Origin of the sequence: Rhodococcus sp. DK176 (genome assembly GCF_038447315.2) — a bacterium.
GTDB classification, from domain to species: domain Bacteria; phylum Actinomycetota; class Actinomycetes; order Mycobacteriales; family Mycobacteriaceae; genus Rhodococcus_F; species Rhodococcus_F jostii_A.
Window position 1 is genome coordinate 5,089,196 of sequence record NZ_CP118321.2, and the last position, 20,950, is coordinate 5,110,145.

Here is a 20,950-nt window from a genome sequence, read left to right on the forward strand (position 1 = left end):
GGGTGCGGCGCGGCGTCGAGGACGGACAACGAGCTATGAGTGAATCGCCGGAAACGGTCGGTACAGATCTCCCAGTGCGAGATGTCGTGGGTGTCGGGTTCGGTCCCGCTAACCTCGCCCTGGCCATTGCCATCGAGGAACACAATGCGGAGTGCCCCCCGCGCGAGCGGATCAGCGCGCAGTTCTTCGAGAAGCAGGATCGATTCGGGTGGCATCCCGGGATGCTTCTCGACGGCGCGACGATGCAGATCGCGTTTCCGAAGGACCTGGTGACGTTCCGGAATCCGCGTAGCGCATTCACCTTCTTCAACTACCTCTTCGATCAGGGTCGCCTCGTCGACTTCGTCAATCACCAGACCTTCTTTCCGACTCGTCACGAGTTTCACGACTACCTGCAGTGGGCGGCGCGCCGAGTCGACGCCGACGTGCGATACGGCACCGCTGTGGAGACCGTACGCGGAATCCGCGGTGACGACGGGGTGATCGACCGTTTCGAGGTCCGCACCGCCGACGGCAGCACGGTGATCGCGCGCAACGTCGTGATGGGCGCCGGTCTGCGGGAACGAATCCCCGAGTGGGCCAACCCCTCTGCGCGGTGCTTCCACAACCACCAGTTCCTGTTCCGGCTCGGCGAGATGCCGGCCCCGGTCCACCATCGGTTCGTCGTCCTCGGGGCAGGCCAGAGCGCCGCCGAGATCGTGCAGTACCTGCACGGAAACTACCCCGAAGCCGAAGTCCACAGCGTCTTCTCGCGGTACGGGTACAGCCCGGCCGACGACAGCCCATACGCCAACCGCATCTTCGATCCCGAGGCGGTCGACGACCTGCACGGCGCCCCGGAGGCGGAGCGACTGCGATTGCTGGATGTCCATAGGAGTACTAACTATTCGGTGGTCGACATCGAGCTCATCAACGAGCTCTACGCGACCGAATACCAGGAACGCGTGCGTGGGCGTCGCCGCCTCTTCATGCGACGCGCGTCGGAGATCATTGCCGTCGACGAGACTTCGGACGGAATCGAGGTGGCTGTCCGCAGCGGTGTGGACGGCCTCACCGACACTCTCGCTTGCGACGCACTGATTCTGGCCACCGGTTTCACTCCCGCCCCCCTCGAGCCTCTTCTCGGAGATCTCGCGCCGAAAATCCACCCGCCGCGTGAAGTGGGCCGAGATTACAGATTGGCGGTTTCACCGGACGTCACAGCGGGAATCTATCTGCAGGGCGGCACGGAGAAAACGCACGGAATCACGTCGTCGCTCCTGTCGAATGTTGCCGTGCGGGCGGGAGAGATCGTTACATCTGTCGTAACAAGGCGTGGCCGCAACGGCACGCTTGCTAGTGTGAACGCACAGGACACGTATGCGACAAGCGAGGCGAGATGAGCACCAATCCATTCGATGACGAAGAAGGCCGCTTCTACGTGCTGGTGAACGATGAGGACCAGCACTCACTGTGGCCCACGTTCTCTGAGGTGCCGGCAGGCTGGCGCGTAGTTTTCGGCGAGGAAAGCCGGGCCGCGTGCCTCGAGTACGTGGAGAAGAACTGGACCGACATGCGGCCGAAGAGCCTGCGTGAGGCCATGGAGGCCGACGAGAAGTCGGGCGGACGGCACAGCGTCGACAAGAGCTGACCTCCCCGGCGCCGCGTTTCGGCGACGATGTGCCGGGACGACCGTCCGGTGAGACACCGGCGGTCGTACCCGGCAGACGGCCCAGAGGCCGTCACCTGAAACTGCCTCAGGCCGCCTTCTGTGCGTGTGTTTCGACCGCCTTCCGCCGCCTCGTCTTGAAGACGGGGCGGCGGATGTCGTCTGTGCGACGCAGGATGCGCGGCCTCCGCATGGTCCGGGCAATCCATTCGCCTAGCGTGACGCCCGCCGCGAGCGCGCAACCGATACCGAACGCCGCCAGCAGCGAGCTCAGTCCGATCACCACTTCGTTGTTGAGCAGGGCGTACAGACCTCGGTACAGAGACAGACCCGGCAGCAGTGGTGTGATACCCGCCACCACGACGACCAGCGGCGGCGTGAGCGCGCGGCGGGCCATCAGACCACCGGCGAACCCGACCACTGTGGCCGCGAGTGCCGAACCGATGATGGGGCCGATGCCGAACTGGTGCGCCACCATGTAGACCAGGGCGCCGGCCGCACCGCCGAACCACGCGGCCGTGAGCGCGCGCTGCTCGGCGTAACAGGCCAGCGCATAGAACATCGACGCGAACGCGCCCGACATCACCAGCACGGGTAGTTGCACGAGTTCCGTGATCTCGACGTTGACGGGTGGCAGCGTCGAACCCAGCACGCCGGTCAGACGCAACGAGATGGCCACACCGGCGATGATGCCACCGGTCATCATGACCACTTCGAAGAATCGCGCCGCCGCCGTGATCGGTGCCCCCGTGATGGCGTCCTGCACCGAACCGACCAGCGACAGCCCGGACAACAGCACCACCACACCGGCCGAAATGATCTGCGAGGGTCTGATGTCGACACCCAGCTGATCCTGGAACGTATAGAGCGTCGCCGCCGGGGTCGCGGCCACCAGACCGCCCGCCACCTGCTGGAAGAAGAACGGCAGGCCGATGCGGTTGAGGACGCGGTTGACCCGGTAGATCACCATCGTCGTCAGGAAGGCGACCGATGCGACCAGCACCCCACCGCCCATCAACACGGAGACCGACGCGGCCATGGACGCCCAGGCGAGCGTCGCGATCCAGCGGTTGTACGGGTGCGGCGCCGTGGTGACCGCGGTCAGGGCCTCGTGTGCCTCGCTGGGGGTGACGGCCTCACGGCGGATCCGCCGCGTGAGCCGGTCCACCGCCGCGAGACGGGTGAAGTCCATCGAGCGGTAGTGCACTATCCGCATCGTGCTCGCCGGCGGGAGGGTTGGCCCCCGGTATGCGGACAGCACGATGGAGTTGTACGTGACATCCACATCGCACTGGGCGAGGCCGTACGTGGCGGCGATGAACTGCACCTGCTCGGCGGTGTCCATCGCACCGGTGCCCGACGCGAGGAGCACTTCACCGACACGCACGGCGAGGTCGAGTACTTCGGCGACCACAGCGTCGTCGGTGAGGTCGATCGGCTGCAGCGGTGTGGGTGCAGCGGTGACCGCATCGACCGTTGCGCGACGGTCGCCTGTGAGACGTTGGAGGGTTTCTGTGAGCTTGGCCATACTACGTGTCGGAGACAAGGTCTTTCTCGGTCAAATCGGTAGCGGAGAGTGCAGACTCGAGTGTCTCGTGGCGGAACGTGGAGATGACCTGATCGTGGACGACACGGAATGCAGAGGCCAGGATACGCGTCTCCTCGGGGTCCGCCCACGTGGCCTGCTGTTCGACCACCAGCACCCCGTCGTAGTAATACATTCGCTGCGGAATCAGCGTGATGCCCGCGGTAGACGCCCATTCCCGCAACGCCGCCAGGCCCTGGGTGGCGCCTTTCGGCCCACCCATCTCGATGTCGTCGCTCGACAGCGACAGCAGAGTGTCGATGTCGCCGGAGTTGAGGGCGTCGTGCCAAGCGAGGACAGTGGCGATCTCCGAGGTACTCATGGCTCCAACGCTATCCAATGTGGGCGGAAGTGGCCGACGTTCCTGCAATGGATATGATGGGCGCGCGTGTCCGCCTCCTTAGCTCAGTGGTAGAGCACTCGCCTTGTAAGCGAGCGGTCGTCAGTTCAATCCTGACAGGAGGCTCCACCGCGGAATTGCCTCCGCACACAGAGGGCCACCTTCCCCCGGGAAGGTGGCCCTCTGTCTTTCCCGCACGCTCACCCCTGGGTGGGCAGTTCGTCACCCTGGGGTCCCTGTCTCCGACCCCGCCGGTCATTGACGATGAGTACATGCAAGTGAATTCGTGCAGGTCGGCGGTACTGGATGCAATGGAAGCGCTGCCCGCCCTCGAAAGGGAGGCACTGGCCCTCGTGTACTACCGGGGAATGTCCTGCGACGAGGTGGCGGACACGATGCAGATCAGCGTCGCCATTGTCCGGGACCGCCTCCACGAGGGGGCGCGCAGACTGCTCGCCGGGGTCGGCGCCGTCTGATCGGACCGCGCCCTCACGTGCCGATCGGCTGACCGAGCAGGCTCGCGATCGTGTCGCCGACGATCGACGACCACACCAGCCACGTCGCCTGGTCGAGGGCCATCGATCCGACGTCGTGGGTGCTGCATCCGGTCTCGGCCGGGACCCCGGCGAACCGGTCCCGCAACCACATCAGGGCGCTCGCCGCCGCGACCGGTTCGAGGGACAGGTGCTCGCTGGCGTGGTCGCGGGTGTACGTCACCCGGGCGTCCGGGTCCTGGCAGTAGGTGTCGACGAGTGTGTCGACGGGCCCGACCGGCACCAGCCAGTCCGGGTTCGCCTGGTACATGAACATCGGGACGTCCGGGACCCGGTGACCCATCTTCGTCCGGTCGAGTACCGACTCGACCACCGGATCGCGCAGCGGGTCGCCGCTCGGGCTGTCGAACAGGCCCCGCAGGTTCGCGAACGGCAGGAGCGCCGACTGGTAGCTCACGCAGAGGTTGCTCTTGGCGGTCAGGAGCTGCTTGCCGAGTGGATTCAGATGTGTGTCGAGATACTCCGCGAGCTCGGGATAATCACGGCTCACGCCGAACACGCCGCCCAGCACGATTCCCGCGCCCAGGTTGTTGTCGGCGAGATCGACGAGGGCGCCGAGATCGGCCGGGATGCCGCCTTCGGCCGCACCGACGATGTTCAGGTCCGGTGCGTAGCTCGCGTGGAGTTCGGCGGCGTGACCCGTCGCGATCGCGCCTCCGGAATAGCCCATCAACCCGACCGGAGTCTGCCTGCCTGTCAGGCCCAGTGGGCCGAAGTTCTCCGCCGCCCGGATCCCGTCCAGGGTGATGCGGCCCGCGAGGGGCCCGGCCGCATACGCGGCGTTCGGGCCCTGGTGATCCGGCATCACGACGGCCCATCCCTGGGCGAGGGCGGCCTGCGCCTCGAGGAACTGCAGCGGCGCGACGATCTGACCGGTCAGCGGCGCGGGCACGGACCACTGCTGCAGTGCGTACGAAGCGGCGCAGTACTTGCCGAGGGAGTCTTCCGCCGGCTGGGGCGAGAGCAGATTGCGGACGCCGCCGATCGTGCCCCGGGCCTTGACGACCGTCGCGACCGCCGGGATCGGCTCGTCCCGCGAGTTGGTGGAGCGATACGACAGCTGCCACGCGTCGACGTTCACCGGAAACACCGACAGGTTCGCCAGGTTCACTTCGCGGGCGGCGATGATTTCGCCCGGCTCGGCCGCCGCGACCACGTCCGCCGGTGGTTCGTAGAACCCCCGGTCGGCCTCGGGCCAGGCGGGGACGGTAGTAGCCGGCTGCACGTCCACCGGAGTTCCGTCGTCGGCGGGAGCCCCGACCGACGGCGCGGCGACGGCGAGCTGTGCGCCCTCCACCATCGCTCCCACCAGCAGCATTCGACGTCGTCGTGCTCTCGATCCGATCAAGTGGTCCTCCCCGGCCCGAAGTGAGACGTCTATGTCTCACTTTTTGAGCAGACCGTAGATGAGGTGTGACGGGTATCGCAATACTCGCGAGTAAGTTCGGTTCAGGTCTGGTCGGTGACCAGCGCGATGAGCATCGTGCTCAGAACGTCCACCAGCACCGACGGGGACGGCCTGGGGGAGGCGGTGCTCCAGTGGTGGGCGAGATCGTTGACCGCCCCGATGAAGGCGATCGACACCATCTCGAACCACTCGGGCGGGTCGACGATGCCGCCGTCGATCGTGCGGGTGACGGTTTCGAAGAGTTGCGCCCACTGCGTGCGGCGCTCGAGGCGGTACTGCTCGACCCGCGGGCCCGCCCCGACCACCTCCACGAAGATGATCCTGGCCCGCCGCTCGTCCGTGCCGACCGATTCGATGTAGGCCGTCATGACGGTGCCGGCGACGGTCCGGGGATCCCGCGAGGGCGCCCGGTCGTTCGCGGCGAGCACCGCGTCCCGGGCCTCGTCCTGAATCGTGTCGTAGAGCGCGAGGAGGATGTCCTCGCGGCTGCCGAACTCCTCGTAGAACTGGCGACGCGACAGGCCGGCGTGGGCACAGATGTCGCTGATCGAACTGTGGGCGTACGTCTTCTCCGCGAAGACCGACCGGGCGGAGTCGAGGAACCGCGCCCGGCGGGCTACGCGACGTTCCGCAACCGGTTGGCCGCTGTACGTCCGATTCGACTCTGCTCGGGACACGATCTCAGCCTACGGTGACGGGACGTGGGGGCCCGCCTGGGCTCACATCAGTCCCGCATCCGCTCGTGCAGGATGATGCGCCCCGCGGCCTCGATCAGCGCGAGGTGGGAGAACGCCTGCGGGAAATTGCCGAGATGACGGCCGGTGCTCGTGTCGAACTCTTCGGCCTACAGCCCCAGGGGCGAGGACACGCTGAGCAACCGCTCCATCAAATCGGTTGCCTCCTGTACCTGTTCGACCACGGTCAGTGCCGACACCAGCCAGAACGAGCAGATCAGGAAGCTGCCCTCCTTCCCCGACAGTCCGGCGTCGGTTTCGCCGGTGCGGTAGCGCAGGACGAATCCGTCTTCGGTGAGATCGGTTGCGATGGCGTCGACCGTGGCACGCAGGAGCTGGTCCCCGCGGGGAAGGAATCCGAACACCGCGGCGAGCAGGGTCGACGCGTCCAGCGCCTCGGTGTCGTAGTGCTGGCGCAGCACCCCGTTCCTCACCCCGTGCTCGAGGATGTCGGCACGGATCTCTTCGGCTGTGGCACACCAGGTTTCCTCGGCCGGGCGATCGCCGCGGATGCCCGCGATCTTCGACGCCCGGTCGAGTGCCACCCAGCACATCAGCTTCGACGACACGTAGTGCTGCGGTGCGCCGCGAGCCTCCCAGATCCCCTGATCGGGGTTGCGCCACACCGCCGCCGCGCACGTCGCCTGCTGCTGCACGAGCGGCCACAGCCGGCGGGGGAGGCGCTTGCTGCGGACCGTGTGCAACAAGATCGAGTCGAGGACGGCGCCGAACACGTCGTTCTGCCGCTGGTCGAACGCGCCGTTGCCGATGCGCACCGGTCGCGCGCCCGCGTAGCCGGACAGGTCGTCGCGGGTCGACTCCGTCAGGTCGCGGGTGCCGTCGATTCCGTACATGATCTGCAGTGCGCCATCGCCGTTCGACTCGAGATCGGCGATGAACTGCATGAACTCGTCGGCCTCCCAGTCCAGGTTCAGATAGTGCAGGGCCTGCAGAGTGAACGTGGAGTCACGCATCCACGTGTACCGGTAGTCCCAATTGCGTTCGCCGCCGGGAGTTTCCGGCAGGGATGTGGTGAGTGCCGCGACGGTGGCGCCGGTCGGCATGTACGTGAGTCCCTTGATGGTGAGGGCGGATCGCTGGATCGCCTCCCGCCACCGGTGGTCGGGGAACTGCAGTAGAGGGTTTCACCCTTCTCCAGCACGTGGCGGGCGCGGACCCGCCCACCCTCGATGCCGAGCGCCATGTCCGTCCGCAGGCGCAGGGTCCGACCCGCGCCGCTCGCGTCGGCGGTGTGCCGATCGCCGTCCACCAGAACCCACTCCGCCGGTGTGCGCCCGTAGTCGAACACGGGCTCGCACACCAACTCCACCTCCACCCTGCCGTCGAGGCAGGTGACCGTGCGGACCAGCATGTGATCGGCATCTTCGTCTGCGGGTGGCCGTGTGTGGGGAGTGACGGTGTCCTCGCCGCGGCTCGGACCCATCGTCAACACACTGCGCACGGTCACCCAGCCGGTCGGCGTGTTCCACACCGCCGAGATAGTGTTGCTTCCCGGCTCGTACTGCCGGGACGCCGGAACGTTGAGCCCGAACGGGCCGATCCGGAACATCCCCGCCCCGCGGTCGAGGAGGGATCCGAACACGCTGGTGAGTCGAACCGGGGCACGCACAGCCAGTCGACGGAACCGTCCGGCGCGATCAGCGCCCCGGTGTGGCAGTTCGAGAGGAACGCGTATTCGGCGATCGGCGGGAACGGGGACGGCGCGGCCGCGCTCTGGGGTGGGCATCGTCGTCCGAGGCAGTAGCCACGTCCGCGCCCCTCTCCCGGCAGTGTCGACAACCTCCATGCTGCGGGTCGGGGTCCGCAGGGTCATCACCCTGTACGGGTGACCGGCGTCCCGTCAGTCATCGAGCACCGCGAGATCGAGTCGACGGACGCGATCAGGTTCTGCGATGACGTCGATCTCGGTGATCCTGCCGTCCGCGATCGTGAACGCCAGCACCAGGTGCAGCCGACCGTGGAGAGCCATCACGAGCCCGGCCGCCCCGTTCACCAGGGCGACCTGCGTGGACCGGGCCCGTTCCGAGGAGGCGAGCGCGCCCCTGGCCACGACCCGGGCACCCCGGATAAGGAGAGGTGCCGGGGTGGGTCCGACCGCCGGATCCGCCCGGAGCACCACGTCCGGATCGAGCAGGGCGACCAGAGCGTCGAAGTCGCCGCCGCGGGTCGCGGCCAGATAGGCATCGACGACACGGCGCTGGCGGTCCAGATCCGCCGTGTCCGGCGCCGGGGAGGCCCCTTTCACCCGTCGGCGGGCGCGGCTGGCGAGTTGCCGCACCGCCGGGGAGGAGCGGCCCACGACGGGGGCGACGTCGTCGAAGGGCACGTCGAACATGTCGTGCAGAACGAACGCGAGCCGCTCGGCCGGCGTCAGCGTGTCGAGCACCACGAGCAGGGCCAGGCCGACCGAGTCCGCCAGCATCGCTTCGTGTTCGGGGTCGCCACCGTCCCCGTGACCGACGACCGGATCGTGTGCCTGCACGTCGAGAGGTTCCTCGCGCCGCTGCTCGCGTGAGCGGAGCACGTTCAGGCACACCCGCGACACCACCGTGATCAGCCACGCCTCGAGATTGTCCACGTCATCGGTGTCGGCGCGGCTCATGCGCAGCCACGCCTCCTGGACGGCGTCGTCGGCCTCGCTCACCGAGCCGAGCATCCGGTACGCGACGGCCCGCAGCCGGAGCCGGTGTTCCTCGAAACGCTCCGTCAGCCGATCGCGGTCGTCCACCGTGTCACATTCCTTCCTCGCCGCGTGTCTTAGCAGTAGATCCACCGAACACCAGCTGTCGGGACCGGGAAACCGAGTCCCGCACCCAACGAATCTGGAGAGATCATGACATCACCCATTCTGATCACCGGCGGCACGGGCACGCTCGGACGTCAGGTCGTCCCACTGCTGCGGGCGGCGGGACGGGACGTGCGCGTTCTCAGCCGGCACGGCCGCGAGCCGGGCGACGGCGTCGAGTATCTGGCCGGTGACCTGTTCGAGGGCAAGGGAATAGAGCCCGCACTGGAGGGCGTCGAGACCGTTCTGCACCTGGCGGGCGCACCCAAGGGCGACGAGGTGGCGACGCGGAACCTGTTGGACGCCGCCTCGCGCGCCGGGGTGCAGCACCTGGTGTACATCTCGGTGATCGGTGCCGACGGCGTTCCGCTCGGCTGGTTCGGATCCAAGCTGGCCGCGGAACGAGCGGTGGCCGACTCGGGTGTGCCGTGGACGACGCTGCGCGCGGCCCAGTTCCACGACCTGGTGCTGACCATGCTGCAGAAGATGGTGAAACTGCCGGTGATTCCGGTCCCGGGCGGACTGCGGTTCCAGCCGGTCGACTCGGGGGAGGTCGCGGCGCGTCTGGTGGAACTGACCCTCGGGGCACCGGCGGGCCTGGTTCCCGACCTGCCCGGGCCGGCCGTGTACGGGATGGCCGAGCTGGTGCGCGGATACCTGCAGGCGACCGGACGGCGTCGGCTGATGATGCCGGTGCGGATGCCAGGGAAGGCCGGCCGCGCGTACCGGGAGGGCGCGAACCTGTCACTCGACGTCGCAGCGACGGGCAAGCGGACGTGGGAGGACTTCCTGGCCGCCTACGAGAGCATCTGACCGCCCACCTCGGCGACCTTCCCGCGCAGGTCCGCCAGCGTCTTGGTCAGGAGCCGGGAGACCTGCATCTGCGACACACCCACCCGCGCGGCGATCTGCGACTGGGTCATGTTGCCGAAGAAGCGCAGGACCAGCACGGTGCGTTCGAGGTCGGGAAGTGATTCCAGCAGAGGTGCGAGGACCACGTGGTCCTCGACGTGGGCGAGGGCCGGGTCGACGTCGCCGATCGTCTCCGACAGCGGGCGTTCGTTCTCGCCGAGCGGGAAATCGGTGGAGAGGGTGCTATACGCGTCGGCGACCCGGAGCCCCTGCACCACTTCGTCCTTGTCGATCCCGACGGCCTCGGCCAGTTCGCTCGCCGTCGGGGCGCGTCCGAGTGTGGTGGTCAGTTCGGTCGTCGCGTTGGTGAGGGAGAGGTGCAGTTCCTGCATGCTGCGCGGGACGCGCATGGCCCACCCCGTGTCGCGGAAGTGCCTGCGAACTTCGCCGGTGATGGTCGGGACGGCGTAGGACACGAAGTTCGCTCCGCAGCGGGCGTCGAAGCGGTCGACGGCCTTGACGAGACCGAGGCGAGCGACCTGGATCAGGTCGTCGAGCGGTTCTCCGCGACCGTGGAAACGCCGGGCGATGTGTTCGGCGAGCGGCAGGCAACGTTCGATCAGCCGCTGGCGCAACACTTCGCGGCGGGGATCGGAGGCGGCGAGCCGGCCGATGGCCTCGCACTGCGCGGGCACGTCGCGGTATTGGTCGCGCTCGCGGCGCGCGGGCTCGAGCCGTCGGTCGGCTGCTGCGACATCTGCCGCAGGCTTCGAGCGATGCGTCGGCGTCGTCCTCGAGGGGATGCGACGGATTTCGCAGGATGGTGCGATGAGCTGGGTGGACACGTTCATGGCTCTGCCCTTCTCTGACCTGCCGGCATCGGCAATGGCGTCGCTATTCGACGAGTGCGGGGGAGGTGTCGGTGACCTCGTCGGCGAACATCGCCTCGATCCGGGCCTTGATTTCCTCGGTGCTCATCGTTGCTCCGCCTCGCGTGGCAGTAGTGGTGGCGGAAGCGTGGAATGTGGAGCTGGCGGGCATGAGCGCTGTGTCCTGTCGGGTGTGAAGGGTCGGTGTGGAAAAGGTGGCCGGGCAGGCCGTCAGGTCGGCAGCGACGAGAGGAGAGTGAGCGCGCTGAGGGCCAGCGTGGCGATCAGGCCGCCGGCGATCGCTCCGCCGCTGCCTGCGCCGAGAACGAGGACTTCTCCGTCGTGGGGAGCGTTCTGCGGGTTGTGTGTGGTCATCGGTTCTCCTTGGTGCCCACCTCGTGGTGAGAACTTATCTGCGTTCAAGAATATAGATTTGTTCTACAGCCCTCGCGCAGGAAGTTCAAGCGGAATGAGCAAGATTGCTGCTCGAGAGGGCGAGCGCCGGACGGAGAACCGGACGGGTAAGGAATCAGATGAGGCAGGGTGACACTCAGGCCACCCGGGAACTGCGGTGCAGGAGCGCGGAAGCGCGGTCCGCGTAGGGCAGAGCGAACCTGCACCCCCTGCGGCACATTGTGTCTTCCGGACCTTGATAGGATTGATGCGCCCTGAGAAGAAGGGAGATCCGGTGACGTCCTCTCATGTGCCGCTTCGATCGCAGCGGGGTGTGTACGGGATCTCGGTAACGTCGGAGCTGACGGGTATCGGGCCGCAGACGCTGCGCTTGTACGAGCGGCGAGGGTTGATCACACCGACTCGCACGGGCGGTGGAACACGCCGGTACAGCGAGGACGATGTCGCGCGCCTCCAGAAGATCACCGAACTCGTCGCGGCCGGTGTCAATCTGATCGGAATCGGTCAGATTCTTCAGCTCGAAGCCGAGAACGCGATCCTCGCTGCCCGCAACGCCGAGCTGGAGCAGCTCGTGAAGTCCGAGGTCCCTGGTCGGGCCTGAGTCGCGCCTACCGGCTCAGCTGGTGGACTGGTCGTCGGTGGAGTTGAACGCGTCGAACGAAGCGTCGGCCGACTGCCATTTGCCCTCGGCCCGGATATCGGCGAACGCGAGGTCGAACGCGTCGACGAGCCATGCGTGCTCGGCGGCTGCCAGCAGTTCGTCCGAAGCTCCGTCGGTGACTCCCTGGTAGAGGCTCACCCGCCATTCGGATGTGTCGTCGGCGGCGTCGGTCAGTCCGTCGGCAGCGTTGGATGCGAGAAGGTAGCGGTTGTACTCGAAATCGACCCGGATCGCATAGCCCGCACCGGTGTTGACCACATTTGCCGGTCGCTGGGTAGCCGCAGTGAGCGCAGTGAGGGCGTCGCGGTAACGATCTGCGTGTTCCTGAGTGCGGGGCACCGTCTTCTCATCTCTGGCGCAGCGGCCGTGGCACTCGCGGCCACGACACCTCCACGAACCCTGCCCGGGTGGCGTCGGTTCGCGTTCGGTTCGGCTCCGAGATTACGTCACCCTGCCCTGGCCCTCGCCGCAGCCGAGGGTGCATGCTGAGTGGAATATGCAAAATCTATATCCGGTGTTGCAGATTCATTTCGTTCGTTTGTTAACATCGGGTGTTCCTTAAGCAGAAGGGAGCCTGTTGTGACCATCGACGCCTTACCCCGCTCCTGTCGCGGGGTCTACGGAATTGCGGTGACGTCGGAGTTGACGGGCATCGGCCCGCAGACCCTGCGCCTGTACGAGCGTCGCGGATTGCTGACCCCTGCCCGGACCAGCGGCGGCACCCGTAGATACAGCGACGACGATCTGGTCAGGTTGGCGCGCATAGCGCAGCTCATGGAGGACGGAGTGAACGTCCCGGGCATTCAGAGGATCCTCGCGCTCGAATCCGAGAACGCAGATCTGGCGTCCCGGTTGGAGGGGTCGGAAAGCGGCGCATCCGGAGAGTGATCAAGTTGCCGGGTTCGACCGATCGTCGGGTCGATGTCGGTGCCCGCCCCCGGTCTTCTCGAGCACTGGGATCCGCTGTATGTGTCATTCTCGCTGGTCCCGGCGGTTTCGGTGTCGCCATCCCCACGTCGACCGATTCTCTTGCTTGGATGGGTTGAACTTTACTGCTGAGTAGATAAGATGAAATCTATATCAGCCAGAGCAGATAAGTTGACGATCCGAACGCGCCGCACGCAGACGAGCATGTGACGTTGCGGCAGGGAGAGAACACGCAATGGCCGAACCCGACACTGCCCGTGCAGTCGATGTCGTCAGCGAATTGACGCTGTAAATCGCGAAACCCGGGATCTGCACGAAGGCGCCGACAGCGTCGTCCGGCGAACATTCCCTCGTGTAGTCCCGACTCTGGTCCGCATTCGACTCCAGACGGGAAATCGAACAATGACCCTTGCCCACAATGCAGCCCGCACGAGCACTCCCCGGCACGCGAAGAACCAGCAGGACGAGCCCGACGGTCGTTTCTCGCTCGGGACCGCTCTCGTCGCTGCGCTCGTTGCCGCCGTGCCCGCGATGTCCGTGACCGGATCGGCGGTCCTCGCAGCCGTCACCGCCGCGGCCGTTCTCGCCGGCGTCCTACTCGCGGCGTATCTCATCTCCAGCCTGATCTGACCGCACGCCCGATCCGACTGCACCCCACGAACCGGAAAGGACACATCATGACCGTTACCACCGTCCCCACACTGATCACCCAGCTGCACGCCGTACTCGTTCTGACCAACACCGAGATCCAGGTCGCCGAAACCCGCATCGCGCAAGCGCGCACCGAGGCCGTGCGCCGAGAACTCACCGAGAACGCCGAGAACGGGCGCCTCCGCGCAGAGGCGATCGAACGCGCCATCCGCGATCTCGGGGGAGTGCCGGAGATCGTCGGTCCGCTGTTCGGCCGGCTGGCGGCGTCGCTGAAGGCGATGGCGGAGCAGGCGCAGCCGTTCGACGAGGCCCTGCTCGGCGACCTCGCCCTCGAACACCAGTTGCTCGACCGGGCGCGGTACGTGAAGGCCCTCGCGACCGCGGCCGGGAAGCAGGACGTCGTCCGGTTGGCCGATCGACTGGTCACCGCGCACGCCGCGACCGTCGACTGGTTGACCACGGTGCTCGCGGAGGAGGCGCTCGGTGGGCCGGCGGCCCTGCGACGCACCCCGTTCCAGGCGGCGACCGGCGCCACGATCCGGCTGATCAACGTCCCCGTCTCGTGGTCTGCGCGTGGCATCGACCGTGCCCTCGACACGGCCCGCACCACCCCGCCGATGCTGAGCGCGTTGCTCGGTCGAGGCGCCCACGCGGGCGACGTCGCCGTGAAGACGCTCGCCGCCTCGCGTGATGCCGCCCTCGAAACGGCGGAGCAGGTCACTCGCAACGAAGGCGCCGACGGAATCGCCGACGCGATCCATTCCGCACGCGCCGCCGGTGGCGTCCTGGAGGCGGACGAACTCCCGATCGCCGACTACGACGACCTCAACGTGTCCCAGGCGGTAGCCGCGGTCAAGGAACTGACCGATCCCTCTGACGTACGCATCGTCGTCGCCTACGAGGAGGCCCACAAGAATCGCCAGGGCGTGGTCTCCGCGGCCCAGACGCGACTGGCCGGAATCGCACAGGAGGTTGCCGGTATCGGCAACTGACGCAACACCGTCGACGAACTCGCCGGCCCCGCCGCCCGGGGCCGGCGGTTTCGTCGTGTCGCGCTCAGCGGAGTCCGGCGAAGAACTCCCGGATGTCCGCGGTCAGGGTCTCGGGCTCTTCGAGTGCGGCGAAGTGACCGCCACGGTCCTCGACGTCGGTCCACCGCGTGATCGCGTGTTCCTGTTCGGCGTAGCGGCGGATGCCGACGTCGTGGGCGAACGCGATGACCGCGGTCGGAACCCCGGGCGCGGATTTGTCGGCCCCACGATGATTCCTGCATGTAGCCGACGTACGCGGACGACGACGCGGTGTCGGTGAGCCAGTACAGCATGACGTTGGTGAGAAGTCGGTCGATGCCGACGACGTCGTGGGGGAGCGCCCCGCGGGGATGCGTCCACTCGCGAAACTTGTCGACGATCCACGCGAGCTGACCCACCGGCGAATCGGCAAGGGCGGCTCCGAGAGTCGCGGGTCTGGTGGACTGGATGGCGATGTAGCCGAACTCCTCGGTCGCGGCGGTCCTGTTCCAGCGGTGACAGGCTCGCTCGCTCCGCCTCGTCCAGCTCGTGGAACGGAACCCCGACGTTGCCGTTGAGATGCACCCCGACCACCGCATCCGGGGCGATGCGGGCGACCTCGGGTGAGACGTCCGCACCGATGTCCCCGCCCTGGACCCCGTAGCGCTGGTAGCCGAGCCGGCTCATCAGCTCTGCCCACGCGGTAGCGATACGGGGAGTGTCCCAGCCCGATTCGCGGACCGGTCCGGAGAATCCGAATCCGGGCAGCGACGGCACGACCACATCGAACGCGTCGGCGGGGTCGCCACCGTGCGCTGCGGGGTCGGTGAGCGGGCCGATCACGTCGAGGAACTCGACGAACGAACCCGGCCAGCCATGGGTGAGGACGAGGGGCAGTGCGTCCGGTTCGGCGGAGCGCACGTGGAGGAAGTGGATGTTCTCCGAAAGGGGTGTGCCGAACCGGGTGCGCGCACGCTACGAAGAATTGAGGACAGTTCTGGTCCTCGATTGCGAGGCCGGTCAGCAGGCCCCGGTCTTGGCGGCGTCGTAGGCCTGGATCATCTGATCCTTGCGCTCCTGCGGAGCGTCCTTCCACTCCGGCGTCTCGGCCGACTGGGTGAAGAGGTCGTCGAGGGCCTTCGTGCGGTCGAACGTCTCGCTGCTCTGCTGCGCGCGAGCCTCCGCGCCGTTCGCGTACTGGAGCAGGCCCTTGCACAGGTCCGCGACAGCGGGCAGGTCGGCGGAGGATGCCTCGGTGGCCTCGGTCGTTGCGCTCGCCGGGGACTCGGCCTCGGTGGTGGTCGATTCGGAACTGCACGCCCCGAGCAGCAGGGCGGCAGGGATCAACAGCGCAACGATGGTTCGTGTCATGCGAAATACATACCAGAGGCACGGGTCGGGGGCTGTCGGCCGGTCGGTCCTATGCGCGAAGTGGTAACAGTCCCGCGAGCTGCCGGGCCACCTCGTCCGGCCGCTCACCCAGTTCGCTCACGACGACATGATCGGCGCCGGCCGCGAGGTGGCTGTGGACCCGCGCGACGATCGCGTCCGCGTCACCCCAGGCGACCAGGTCGTCGACGAGCCGGTCGCTCAGCCCCGAGATGTCGCCGGCGCCGAAACCCATCCGCTCGAAATTCGTGGCATAGCCGCCCACTCCGGACAGCAATCGGAGCGGAACGCGGGCGGTGTCGCGGGCCTGCGCGGCGTCGGTGCCGAGCACCGTCATCAGCGAGACGACGAGCGTGGCGTCCGGGCCGAGGCTGCGCCGCGCCTCGGCTGTGTAGTCGGGGGTGACGAGGAGCACGACGGCCCCCGCGGCCCTGTCCCGCGCCAGTTCCAGCTTGCGTGGGCCCAGCGCGGCCAGAATCCGTCGCTCCGCCGGCACCGGCGGCTCGGACCGGTCGAGCCTGTCGAGCCTGTCGAGATACTCGTTCAACGCCCGGAGCGGCCGGGGAACCTGCGGGCCGCCCAGCCCGGCGACGAACCGGTCCGGCGCCGTGGTCTGCAGATCCGCAAAAAGCTGTGCGACGGCGTCCGAGTCGTACACGCCGACCGGGATGATGCCGGTCGCGACGGGGATCGAGTCGGTCGCCCGGACGACGGCCGAGATCCGGTCCAGGCTGTCGATCTGACCGCCCCGCAGCCAGATCGCCGAATAGCCGAGGGATTCCAGCCGGGCCGCCTCGTCGAGGTACGTCTCGTCCGGTGAGATGTTCAGGGTGATGCCGACGGGTCCGAGGCCTTCGATGCGAGTCATGACCCGACCGTAAAACCTCGAGTTGCGTTCAGGTCAAGGCGTCAGGCGGGCCCGAGTGTGTAGTCGACGCCCGGGCGGTCGCCCTTGCCCTTGAGCCAGCGTCCCGGCAACTTGCCGGCGAGGTCGCCGAGCGGCCCGACCGCGGCGCTGAGAATCCCCACCGTTTCCTGCAGCAGGTCGATGCTGGCGCTCATCCGCTCGAGGTTGGGCGCCAGGGCCGTCAACGTCTCGGACAGCGCCACGATCTGGTCGAGCGGGCCACCCTCGGCGATGAGCCGTTCGAACGCACCGCCCTCCGACAGCAGGGTCTCGAGGATGCCGTTCTCGGCGAGAGCCCGGTCCACGATTCCGCCCGGCGCCGTGAGCCGCTCGACAGCACCGTCCTGCGCGGTCAGCCGTTCGAGAGGTCCCTGCTCGGCGGTGAGACGGTCGAGCAGACCGTCCTTCGCGAGAAGCCGTTCCAGGGTGCCGTCCTCGGCGAGCACCCGGTCGAGCGGGCCATCCTTGGCGAGCACCCGCTCGAGCGGGCCGCCCGGTTCGAGCAGTCGTTCGAGGGTGCCGCCCTCCGACGTGAGACGGTCGACGGGACCGCCCGGAGCGAGGAGGCGGTCGAGCGGACCACCCGGCTGGAGGGCCTGCCCGAGCGGGCGGTCGTTGGCCGCGAGCGACGACAGCTGGCTGATCACCTGCAACGGGCTGCCCTGGGTTCCCATCCCCGTGACCACACCGGTTCCGGCGACCGCCGTCCGGACGGTCACCAGGCTGGCTTCGGCGATTCCGAGACCGACATCGGCCGCAGCGAGACCGACGCGCACCGGGAGGGTCATCAACGACACCAGGTTCATGGAATTACTGTAACCCGCGACACACAAGCATCGAGTGTCACTGATCCGGTCAGTGCAGGACCTTCAGCCCGACGACGCATCCCACGATGCCCAGGATCAGGAGGATCTTCACCAGCGAGGAGCTCTCGGCGCCGGTCACCATCGCGAACCCGACCGTGAGGGCTGCGCCGATGCCGACCCAGACCGCGTACGACGTTCCGATGGGGAGACTGCGCATCGCGAACGCCAGACCCGCCATGCTGAGAATCAACGCGACACCGAATACGACACTGGGTCCGAGTTTGGTGAACCCTTCCGATCGGCCGAGCGCGGTGGCCCAGACGGCCTCCAGGATTCCCGACAGCACAAGCACGATCCACGCCATGACAAACCTCCGGGCACCGTCTTGTCGCTGGCCGGGTACGGTGCGCTCGTCCGGATGTCGTGTCGACGATTTCCACGGTACCCAACGGGGCGCTCCGCGCCTGTGAGTGGTGAGCGAGTACACACACTCCTCGAACGCGCACGGGTCGCGAATGCGCCGATTATCTCGCAGATCGAGGTCGTCTCATTTATTGTCGAGCGAAACAGTGAATTCTGTGCATATACCACGGAAGATAACGAGGCACATCATGATGCTCGGACTGCTCGCCGCAATCAACAGCGCTTTCACCCTCGGGCTCGCCAACACGATCGGGACGTTCGGTGGAGTGGTATTCAACCTGAATGTCGTAGCCTGAACTTCCTGCCTGTCAAGACAACTCCGCTCCCGCAACCCCGCTGTCGGATCGACGGCGGGGTTGTCCCGTGTGCGACGACCGGAGGCGCCGGCGCGCGGAGCGCAACTTTCCCATCCTTGCTCATGAACCGAGAATTTCCCCCTTTTTCGGTAAAGGTGAATGGGTGATTTTATTCAGCGAATTTGCTCGCGTGTGTCGCCGCGAATTCTTCCGAGTTGACCTAGTGTTCTCCGCAACGCGCACGGACAGCGCGCAACCACCCCTCCCCGGGGCGACGATGGAGGTCATGATGCTCGGACTGCTCGGGGCACTCAACAGCGGTGTCACACTCGGATTGGCCAACACGATCCTGACGTTCGGCGGAGTAGTACTCAACCTCAACATCGTGGTGAACTGACGACTGGAATCCCACCCGCACAAGCAGGCGGTACCGGCTCACAGCAATCTCCCAGGAAACCTACAGCGACGATCCAGCGTCGCAAGTGATGATGGGTTGCGTGAATGAGAAGCCTGTCGAAGCCCGCGTCCTCGTCGTCGACGACGAACCGAACATCCTCGAGTTGCTCTCCGTGAGCCTGCGTTTTCAGGGATTCGAGGTGGCGACGGCGTCGACCGGGGCCGAGGGACTCGACACGGCGCGCACGTTCCGCCCCGACGCCGTGATCCTCGACGTCATGATGCCGGGAATGGACGGGTTCGGCCTGCTCAAGCGGCTGCGCGCCGACGGTGTGGACGCTCCGGTGCTGTTCCTCACCGCGAAGGACGCGGTGGAGGACAAGATCAGCGGCCTCACCCTCGGCGCGGACGACTATGTCACCAAGCCGTTCAGTCTCGAGGAAGTGGTGACCCGGCTCCGCGTCATCCTGCGGCGGGCCGGCAAGGTGTCGGTGGAGGAGCAGTCCGCCCGCATCAAGTTCGCCGACATCGAACTCGACGACGACACGCGGGAGGTCTGGAAGGCGGGCGACCTGGTGTCGCTGTCGCCGACGGAGTTCACGCTGCTGCGGTACTTCATGGTCAACGCCGGCACCGTGCTGAGCAAGCCGCGGATCCTCGACCACGTCTGGAACTACGACTTCGGCGGTGAGGTCGGGGTGGTCGAGTCGTACGTGTCCTACCTCCGCCGGAAGGTCGACACCGGCGAGACGCCGCTGATCCACACCCTCCGCGGAGTCGGCTACGTGATGCGAGAACCGCGGCGATGACCGCGCCCGCGGCTCCGCGGGAGTCGGCCGAGGCGGTCGCCGCTGTCCCGAACGGGCCTGCGCGACGGTGGATTCGCGCGATGCCGCTGCGCATCACCCTCGTCGGCGCCGTGCTCCTGCTCTCTGCGCTCGGGCTCCTCGCGTCCGGTGTCGCGGTGACGTCGGCGCTCGAGAATTCGCTGACCAACCGCGTCGACCACCAGCTGCACGACGCGGCTCAGGGGTGGGCGAAGCCCGGCAAGTCGCGCCCGCTGCCGCCGCCGGACGAACCGAACCCCGGCCGCCCACCGAGCCCGTTCTACGTCCGCACGACGCTGGCGAACGGAACGGTCCTGCGCGAGATCAACGACGAATCCGTCTCCCCCGCACTGCCCGAGAACCCCGCGTCCGGGCCCGAGACGGTCGGCTCGACCGACAACTCCGACGTGCGGTGGCGGGTGCTGACGACGACCGCGCCGGACGGAACCGAGACCACCGTCGCGATGACACTCACCGAGAACGACGAAACGGTGAACCGGCTGATCGTGCTGCAACTCATCATCGGTGTGGTCGTGCTGATCGCGCTCGGAGTGGTGGCGTACTTCGTGGTCCGGCGTAGTCTCCGTCCCCTCGTCGAAGTGGAGGAGACCGCCGCGGCGATCGCCTCGGGCGACTTGCACCGGCGTGTTCCGGAACGGGACGATCGTACCGAGATCGGTCGACTGTCCGTGGCGCTCAACGGAATGCTCGCCCAGATCCAGCACGCGTTCGCCGCCACCGAGGCGTCGGAGGAATCGGCGCGCCGCTCCGAGGAGAAGATGCGGCGATTCGTCGCCGACGCGAGTCACGAGCTGCGCACCCCGCTCACCACGATCCGCGGCTTCGCCGAGTTGTATCGACAAGGCGCGATGACCGACACGGAAACCCTGATGAGTCGCATCGAAGGGGAGGCGTCGCGGATGGGGCTCCTCGTGGAGGATCTCCTCATGCTCGCCCGGCTCGATGCTCAGCGTCCCCTCGACACCCGGCCCGTCGACCTGCTGTCGGTGGCGTCGGACGCCGTGCACGGGGCGCGCGCCGTCGCCCCCGATCGGTCCATCGCGCTCGACGTCCGCCCGGGACCCGGGACACCCGAGGTGATCGGTGACGAGGCGCGGCTGCGGCAGGTCCTCGGCAACCTGCTCGCCAACGCCGTCAAACACACCCCCGCCACTGCGGACGTGACGGTGCGGCTGAGCACCACCGAGCGCAGCGTCGTGCTCGAGGTGGCCGACACCGGACCGGGACTCAGCGAGGAGGACGCGGCCCGGGTGTTCGAGAGGTTCTACCGCACCGACGCGTCGCGGACCCGGGAGAGCGGTGGCAGTGGCCTCGGGTTGTCGATCGTGGCCGCCCTCGTCGCCGCCCACCGGGGGTCGGTGACCGTCGACAGCCGGCCCGGCGAGGGTGCCACGTTCCGGGTGGAACTGCCCCGGTCGAACTGACC

At 67.3% G+C, this 20,950-nt stretch carries 27 protein-coding genes, 1 tRNA gene, 1 pseudogene and 1 riboswitch; of the genes and pseudogenes, 12 read left to right on the top strand and 17 right to left on the bottom strand.

The window, feature by feature from the left end; translation table 11 throughout:
* Window positions 1-35: 35 nt before the first annotated feature.
* Together PSR88_RS24020 and PSR88_RS24025 are read left to right on the top strand one after the other, a co-directional pair.
* The gene (locus tag PSR88_RS24020; protein ID WP_011597054.1) at window positions 36-1,382 is read left to right on the top strand and encodes a lysine N(6)-hydroxylase/L-ornithine N(5)-oxygenase family protein; all 1,347 of its coding nucleotides are present in this window, start codon (window positions 36-38) and stop codon (window positions 1,380-1,382) included.
* Complete coding sequence (locus PSR88_RS24025; RefSeq protein ID WP_005244517.1) at window positions 1,379-1,630, top strand: MbtH family protein; 252 nt, start codon at window positions 1,379-1,381, stop codon at window positions 1,628-1,630. The genes PSR88_RS24020 and PSR88_RS24025 overlap by 4 nt, the downstream gene beginning before the upstream one ends.
* Window positions 1,631-1,736: 106 nt before the next feature.
* Here the strand turns inward: PSR88_RS24025 and PSR88_RS24030 are convergent, their stop codons facing one another.
* A complete protein-coding gene (locus PSR88_RS24030) occupies window positions 1,737-3,176 on the bottom strand; it encodes a threonine/serine exporter ThrE family protein (RefSeq protein ID WP_009477785.1) in 1,440 nt (479 codons plus the stop codon).
* A gap of 1 nt (window position 3,177) precedes the next feature.
* Entirely contained in the window at window positions 3,178-3,555 is a 378-nt protein-coding gene (locus PSR88_RS24035; RefSeq protein WP_009477786.1) for a nuclear transport factor 2 family protein, read from the bottom strand.
* A 72-nt stretch (window positions 3,556-3,627) separates the two neighbouring features.
* Between PSR88_RS24035 and PSR88_RS24040 the strand changes: the two genes are divergently transcribed.
* Window positions 3,628-3,702, top strand: a tRNA-Thr gene (locus PSR88_RS24040).
* Between the two features lie 143 nt (window positions 3,703-3,845).
* Window positions 3,846-4,049: an RNA polymerase sigma factor gene (locus PSR88_RS24045; RefSeq protein WP_016883989.1), complete on the top strand. Its 204-nt coding sequence runs from the start codon at window positions 3,846-3,848 to the stop codon at window positions 4,047-4,049.
* A gap of 13 nt (window positions 4,050-4,062) precedes the next feature.
* On the opposite strand, the gene PSR88_RS24050 is transcribed toward PSR88_RS24045, so the two are convergent.
* The 6 genes and pseudogenes from PSR88_RS24050 to PSR88_RS24075 all read right to left on the bottom strand — a co-directional run bounded on the left by PSR88_RS24050 (window position 4,063) and on the right by PSR88_RS24075 (window position 9,018).
* Entirely contained in the window at window positions 4,063-5,475 is a 1,413-nt protein-coding gene (locus PSR88_RS24050) for a lipase family protein (RefSeq protein ID WP_016883988.1), read from the bottom strand.
* A 101-nt stretch (window positions 5,476-5,576) separates the two neighbouring features.
* Entirely contained in the window at window positions 5,577-6,212 is a 636-nt protein-coding gene (locus PSR88_RS24055; RefSeq protein ID WP_016883987.1) for a TetR/AcrR family transcriptional regulator, read from the bottom strand.
* A gap of 47 nt (window positions 6,213-6,259) precedes the next feature.
* A pseudogene (locus PSR88_RS24060) lies at window positions 6,260-6,340 on the bottom strand (hypothetical protein); the annotation flags it as partial.
* Window positions 6,341-6,379: 39 nt separating this feature from the next.
* The gene (locus PSR88_RS24065; protein ID WP_237724164.1) at window positions 6,380-7,333 is read right to left on the bottom strand and encodes a glycoside hydrolase family 15 protein; all 954 of its coding nucleotides are present in this window, start codon (window positions 7,331-7,333) and stop codon (window positions 6,380-6,382) included.
* A 400-nt stretch (window positions 7,334-7,733) separates the two neighbouring features.
* Window positions 7,734-8,069: a trehalase-like domain-containing protein gene (locus PSR88_RS24070; RefSeq protein WP_237724163.1), complete on the bottom strand. Its 336-nt coding sequence runs from the start codon at window positions 8,067-8,069 to the stop codon at window positions 7,734-7,736.
* Between the two features lie 61 nt (window positions 8,070-8,130).
* Entirely contained in the window at window positions 8,131-9,018 is an 888-nt protein-coding gene (locus PSR88_RS24075; protein WP_016883986.1) for a sigma-70 family RNA polymerase sigma factor, read from the bottom strand.
* A 105-nt stretch (window positions 9,019-9,123) separates the two neighbouring features.
* Between PSR88_RS24075 and PSR88_RS24080 the strand changes: the two genes are divergently transcribed.
* Entirely contained in the window at window positions 9,124-9,888 is a 765-nt protein-coding gene (locus PSR88_RS24080) for an SDR family oxidoreductase (protein ID WP_016883985.1), read from the top strand.
* Here the strand turns inward: PSR88_RS24080 and PSR88_RS24085 are convergent.
* From PSR88_RS24085 to PSR88_RS24095, 3 genes are read right to left on the bottom strand one after another with little or no spacing between them, the layout of a single operon-like run.
* Window positions 9,873-10,778, bottom strand: a complete 906-nt coding sequence (locus PSR88_RS24085; RefSeq protein WP_016883984.1) for a SigB/SigF/SigG family RNA polymerase sigma factor — start codon at window positions 10,776-10,778, stop codon at window positions 9,873-9,875. The genes PSR88_RS24080 and PSR88_RS24085 overlap by 16 nt on opposite strands.
* 43 nt (window positions 10,779-10,821) lie before the next feature.
* Window positions 10,822-10,968 (bottom strand): hypothetical protein, encoded by a 147-nt coding sequence (locus PSR88_RS24090; protein ID WP_167540952.1) that lies wholly within the window; start codon window positions 10,966-10,968, stop codon window positions 10,822-10,824.
* 59 nt (window positions 10,969-11,027) lie between these two features.
* Entirely contained in the window at window positions 11,028-11,171 is a 144-nt protein-coding gene (locus PSR88_RS24095) for a hypothetical protein (protein ID WP_016883983.1), read from the bottom strand.
* A 286-nt stretch (window positions 11,172-11,457) separates the two neighbouring features.
* On the opposite strand from PSR88_RS24095, the gene PSR88_RS24100 reads away from it, so the two are divergent.
* Window positions 11,458-11,811, top strand: coding sequence for a MerR family transcriptional regulator (locus PSR88_RS24100; protein WP_016883982.1), 354 nt, complete (start codon window positions 11,458-11,460; stop codon window positions 11,809-11,811).
* 15 nt (window positions 11,812-11,826) lie between these two features.
* Here the strand turns inward: PSR88_RS24100 and PSR88_RS24105 are convergent, their stop codons facing one another.
* Window positions 11,827-12,210 carry a hypothetical protein gene (locus tag PSR88_RS24105; protein WP_011597063.1) on the bottom strand — a complete coding sequence of 128 codons (384 nt, stop codon included), beginning with the start codon at window positions 12,208-12,210 and terminating at the stop codon, window positions 11,827-11,829.
* A 240-nt stretch (window positions 12,211-12,450) separates the two neighbouring features.
* On the opposite strand from PSR88_RS24105, the gene PSR88_RS24110 reads away from it, so the two are divergent.
* The 3 genes from PSR88_RS24110 to PSR88_RS24120 all read left to right on the top strand — a co-directional run bounded on the left by PSR88_RS24110 (window position 12,451) and on the right by PSR88_RS24120 (window position 14,441).
* Entirely contained in the window at window positions 12,451-12,759 is a 309-nt protein-coding gene (locus PSR88_RS24110; RefSeq protein ID WP_011597064.1) for a MerR family transcriptional regulator, read from the top strand.
* 441 nt (window positions 12,760-13,200) lie between these two features.
* Window positions 13,201-13,428 carry a hypothetical protein gene (locus tag PSR88_RS24115; protein ID WP_009477803.1) on the top strand — a complete coding sequence of 76 codons (228 nt, stop codon included), beginning with the start codon at window positions 13,201-13,203 and terminating at the stop codon, window positions 13,426-13,428.
* Between the two features lie 47 nt (window positions 13,429-13,475).
* Window positions 13,476-14,441, top strand: coding sequence for a hypothetical protein (locus tag PSR88_RS24120; protein WP_016883981.1), 966 nt, complete (start codon window positions 13,476-13,478; stop codon window positions 14,439-14,441).
* 102 nt (window positions 14,442-14,543) lie between these two features.
* Here the strand turns inward: PSR88_RS24120 and PSR88_RS24125 are convergent, their stop codons facing one another.
* The 5 genes from PSR88_RS24125 to PSR88_RS24145 all read right to left on the bottom strand — a co-directional run bounded on the left by PSR88_RS24125 (window position 14,544) and on the right by PSR88_RS24145 (window position 17,925).
* Entirely contained in the window at window positions 14,544-15,380 is an 837-nt protein-coding gene (locus PSR88_RS24125) for an alpha/beta fold hydrolase (RefSeq protein WP_237724162.1), read from the bottom strand.
* 99 nt (window positions 15,381-15,479) lie between these two features.
* Complete coding sequence (locus PSR88_RS24130) at window positions 15,480-15,830, bottom strand: hypothetical protein (RefSeq protein ID WP_016883980.1); 351 nt, start codon at window positions 15,828-15,830, stop codon at window positions 15,480-15,482.
* 49 nt (window positions 15,831-15,879) lie between these two features.
* Window positions 15,880-16,716, bottom strand: a complete 837-nt coding sequence (locus tag PSR88_RS24135) for an LLM class F420-dependent oxidoreductase (protein ID WP_016883979.1) — start codon at window positions 16,714-16,716, stop codon at window positions 15,880-15,882.
* Window positions 16,717-16,757: 41 nt separating this feature from the next.
* Window positions 16,758-17,561: a hypothetical protein gene (locus PSR88_RS24140; RefSeq protein WP_016883978.1), complete on the bottom strand. Its 804-nt coding sequence runs from the start codon at window positions 17,559-17,561 to the stop codon at window positions 16,758-16,760.
* Window positions 17,562-17,610: 49 nt separating this feature from the next.
* Window positions 17,611-17,925 carry a DMT family transporter gene (locus PSR88_RS24145; protein ID WP_009477809.1) on the bottom strand — a complete coding sequence of 105 codons (315 nt, stop codon included), beginning with the start codon at window positions 17,923-17,925 and terminating at the stop codon, window positions 17,611-17,613.
* A gap of 10 nt (window positions 17,926-17,935) precedes the next feature.
* A riboswitch (guanidine-III (ykkC-III) riboswitch) is annotated at window positions 17,936-17,997 on the bottom strand.
* Between the two features lie 506 nt (window positions 17,998-18,503).
* Here PSR88_RS24145 and PSR88_RS24150 point away from each other — a divergent pair.
* From PSR88_RS24150 to PSR88_RS24160, 3 genes are all read left to right on the top strand, one after another.
* Window positions 18,504-18,677 (top strand): hypothetical protein, encoded by a 174-nt coding sequence (locus tag PSR88_RS24150; protein ID WP_157180193.1) that lies wholly within the window; start codon window positions 18,504-18,506, stop codon window positions 18,675-18,677.
* A gap of 91 nt (window positions 18,678-18,768) precedes the next feature.
* Window positions 18,769-19,485: a response regulator transcription factor gene (locus PSR88_RS24155; protein WP_005561510.1), complete on the top strand. Its 717-nt coding sequence runs from the start codon at window positions 18,769-18,771 to the stop codon at window positions 19,483-19,485.
* An 80-nt stretch (window positions 19,486-19,565) separates the two neighbouring features.
* A complete protein-coding gene (locus PSR88_RS24160; protein WP_029539605.1) occupies window positions 19,566-20,948 on the top strand; it encodes an ATP-binding protein in 1,383 nt (460 codons plus the stop codon).
* The last annotated feature ends 2 nt before the right edge of the window (window positions 20,949-20,950 follow it).

Bases quoted from the DNA above. Each gene is read 5' to 3' on its own strand.
- PSR88_RS24020 (WP_011597054.1), top strand. From the start codon at position 36: ATGAGTGAATCGCCGGAAACGGTCGGTACAGATCTCCCAGTGCGAGAT.
- PSR88_RS24025 (WP_005244517.1), top strand. From the start codon at position 1,379: ATGAGCACCAATCCATTCGATGACGAAGAAGGCCGCTTCTACGTGCTG.
- PSR88_RS24030 (WP_009477785.1), bottom strand. From the start codon at position 3,176: ATGGCCAAGCTCACAGAAACCCTCCAACGTCTCACAGGCGACCGTCGC.
- PSR88_RS24035 (WP_009477786.1), bottom strand. From the start codon at position 3,555: ATGAGTACCTCGGAGATCGCCACTGTCCTCGCTTGGCACGACGCCCTC.
- PSR88_RS24045 (WP_016883989.1), top strand. From the start codon at position 3,846: ATGCAAGTGAATTCGTGCAGGTCGGCGGTACTGGATGCAATGGAAGCG.
- PSR88_RS24065 (WP_237724164.1), bottom strand. From the start codon at position 7,333: ATGCCGACCGGCGCCACCGTCGCGGCACTCACCACATCCCTGCCGGAA.
- PSR88_RS24080 (WP_016883985.1), top strand. From the start codon at position 9,124: ATGACATCACCCATTCTGATCACCGGCGGCACGGGCACGCTCGGACGT.
- PSR88_RS24085 (WP_016883984.1), bottom strand. From the start codon at position 10,778: ATGAACGTGTCCACCCAGCTCATCGCACCATCCTGCGAAATCCGTCGC.
- PSR88_RS24090 (WP_167540952.1), bottom strand. From the start codon at position 10,968: ATGCCCGCCAGCTCCACATTCCACGCTTCCGCCACCACTACTGCCACG.
- PSR88_RS24095 (WP_016883983.1), bottom strand. From the start codon at position 11,171: ATGACCACACACAACCCGCAGAACGCTCCCCACGACGGAGAAGTCCTC.
- PSR88_RS24100 (WP_016883982.1), top strand. From the start codon at position 11,458: ATGCGCCCTGAGAAGAAGGGAGATCCGGTGACGTCCTCTCATGTGCCG.
- PSR88_RS24115 (WP_009477803.1), top strand. From the start codon at position 13,201: ATGACCCTTGCCCACAATGCAGCCCGCACGAGCACTCCCCGGCACGCG.
- PSR88_RS24120 (WP_016883981.1), top strand. From the start codon at position 13,476: ATGACCGTTACCACCGTCCCCACACTGATCACCCAGCTGCACGCCGTA.
- PSR88_RS24130 (WP_016883980.1), bottom strand. From the start codon at position 15,830: ATGACACGAACCATCGTTGCGCTGTTGATCCCTGCCGCCCTGCTGCTC.
- PSR88_RS24135 (WP_016883979.1), bottom strand. From the start codon at position 16,716: ATGACTCGCATCGAAGGCCTCGGACCCGTCGGCATCACCCTGAACATC.
- PSR88_RS24140 (WP_016883978.1), bottom strand. From the start codon at position 17,561: ATGAACCTGGTGTCGTTGATGACCCTCCCGGTGCGCGTCGGTCTCGCT.
- PSR88_RS24145 (WP_009477809.1), bottom strand. From the start codon at position 17,925: ATGGCGTGGATCGTGCTTGTGCTGTCGGGAATCCTGGAGGCCGTCTGG.
- PSR88_RS24155 (WP_005561510.1), top strand. From the start codon at position 18,769: ATGGGTTGCGTGAATGAGAAGCCTGTCGAAGCCCGCGTCCTCGTCGTC.
- PSR88_RS24160 (WP_029539605.1), top strand. From the start codon at position 19,566: ATGCCGCTGCGCATCACCCTCGTCGGCGCCGTGCTCCTGCTCTCTGCG.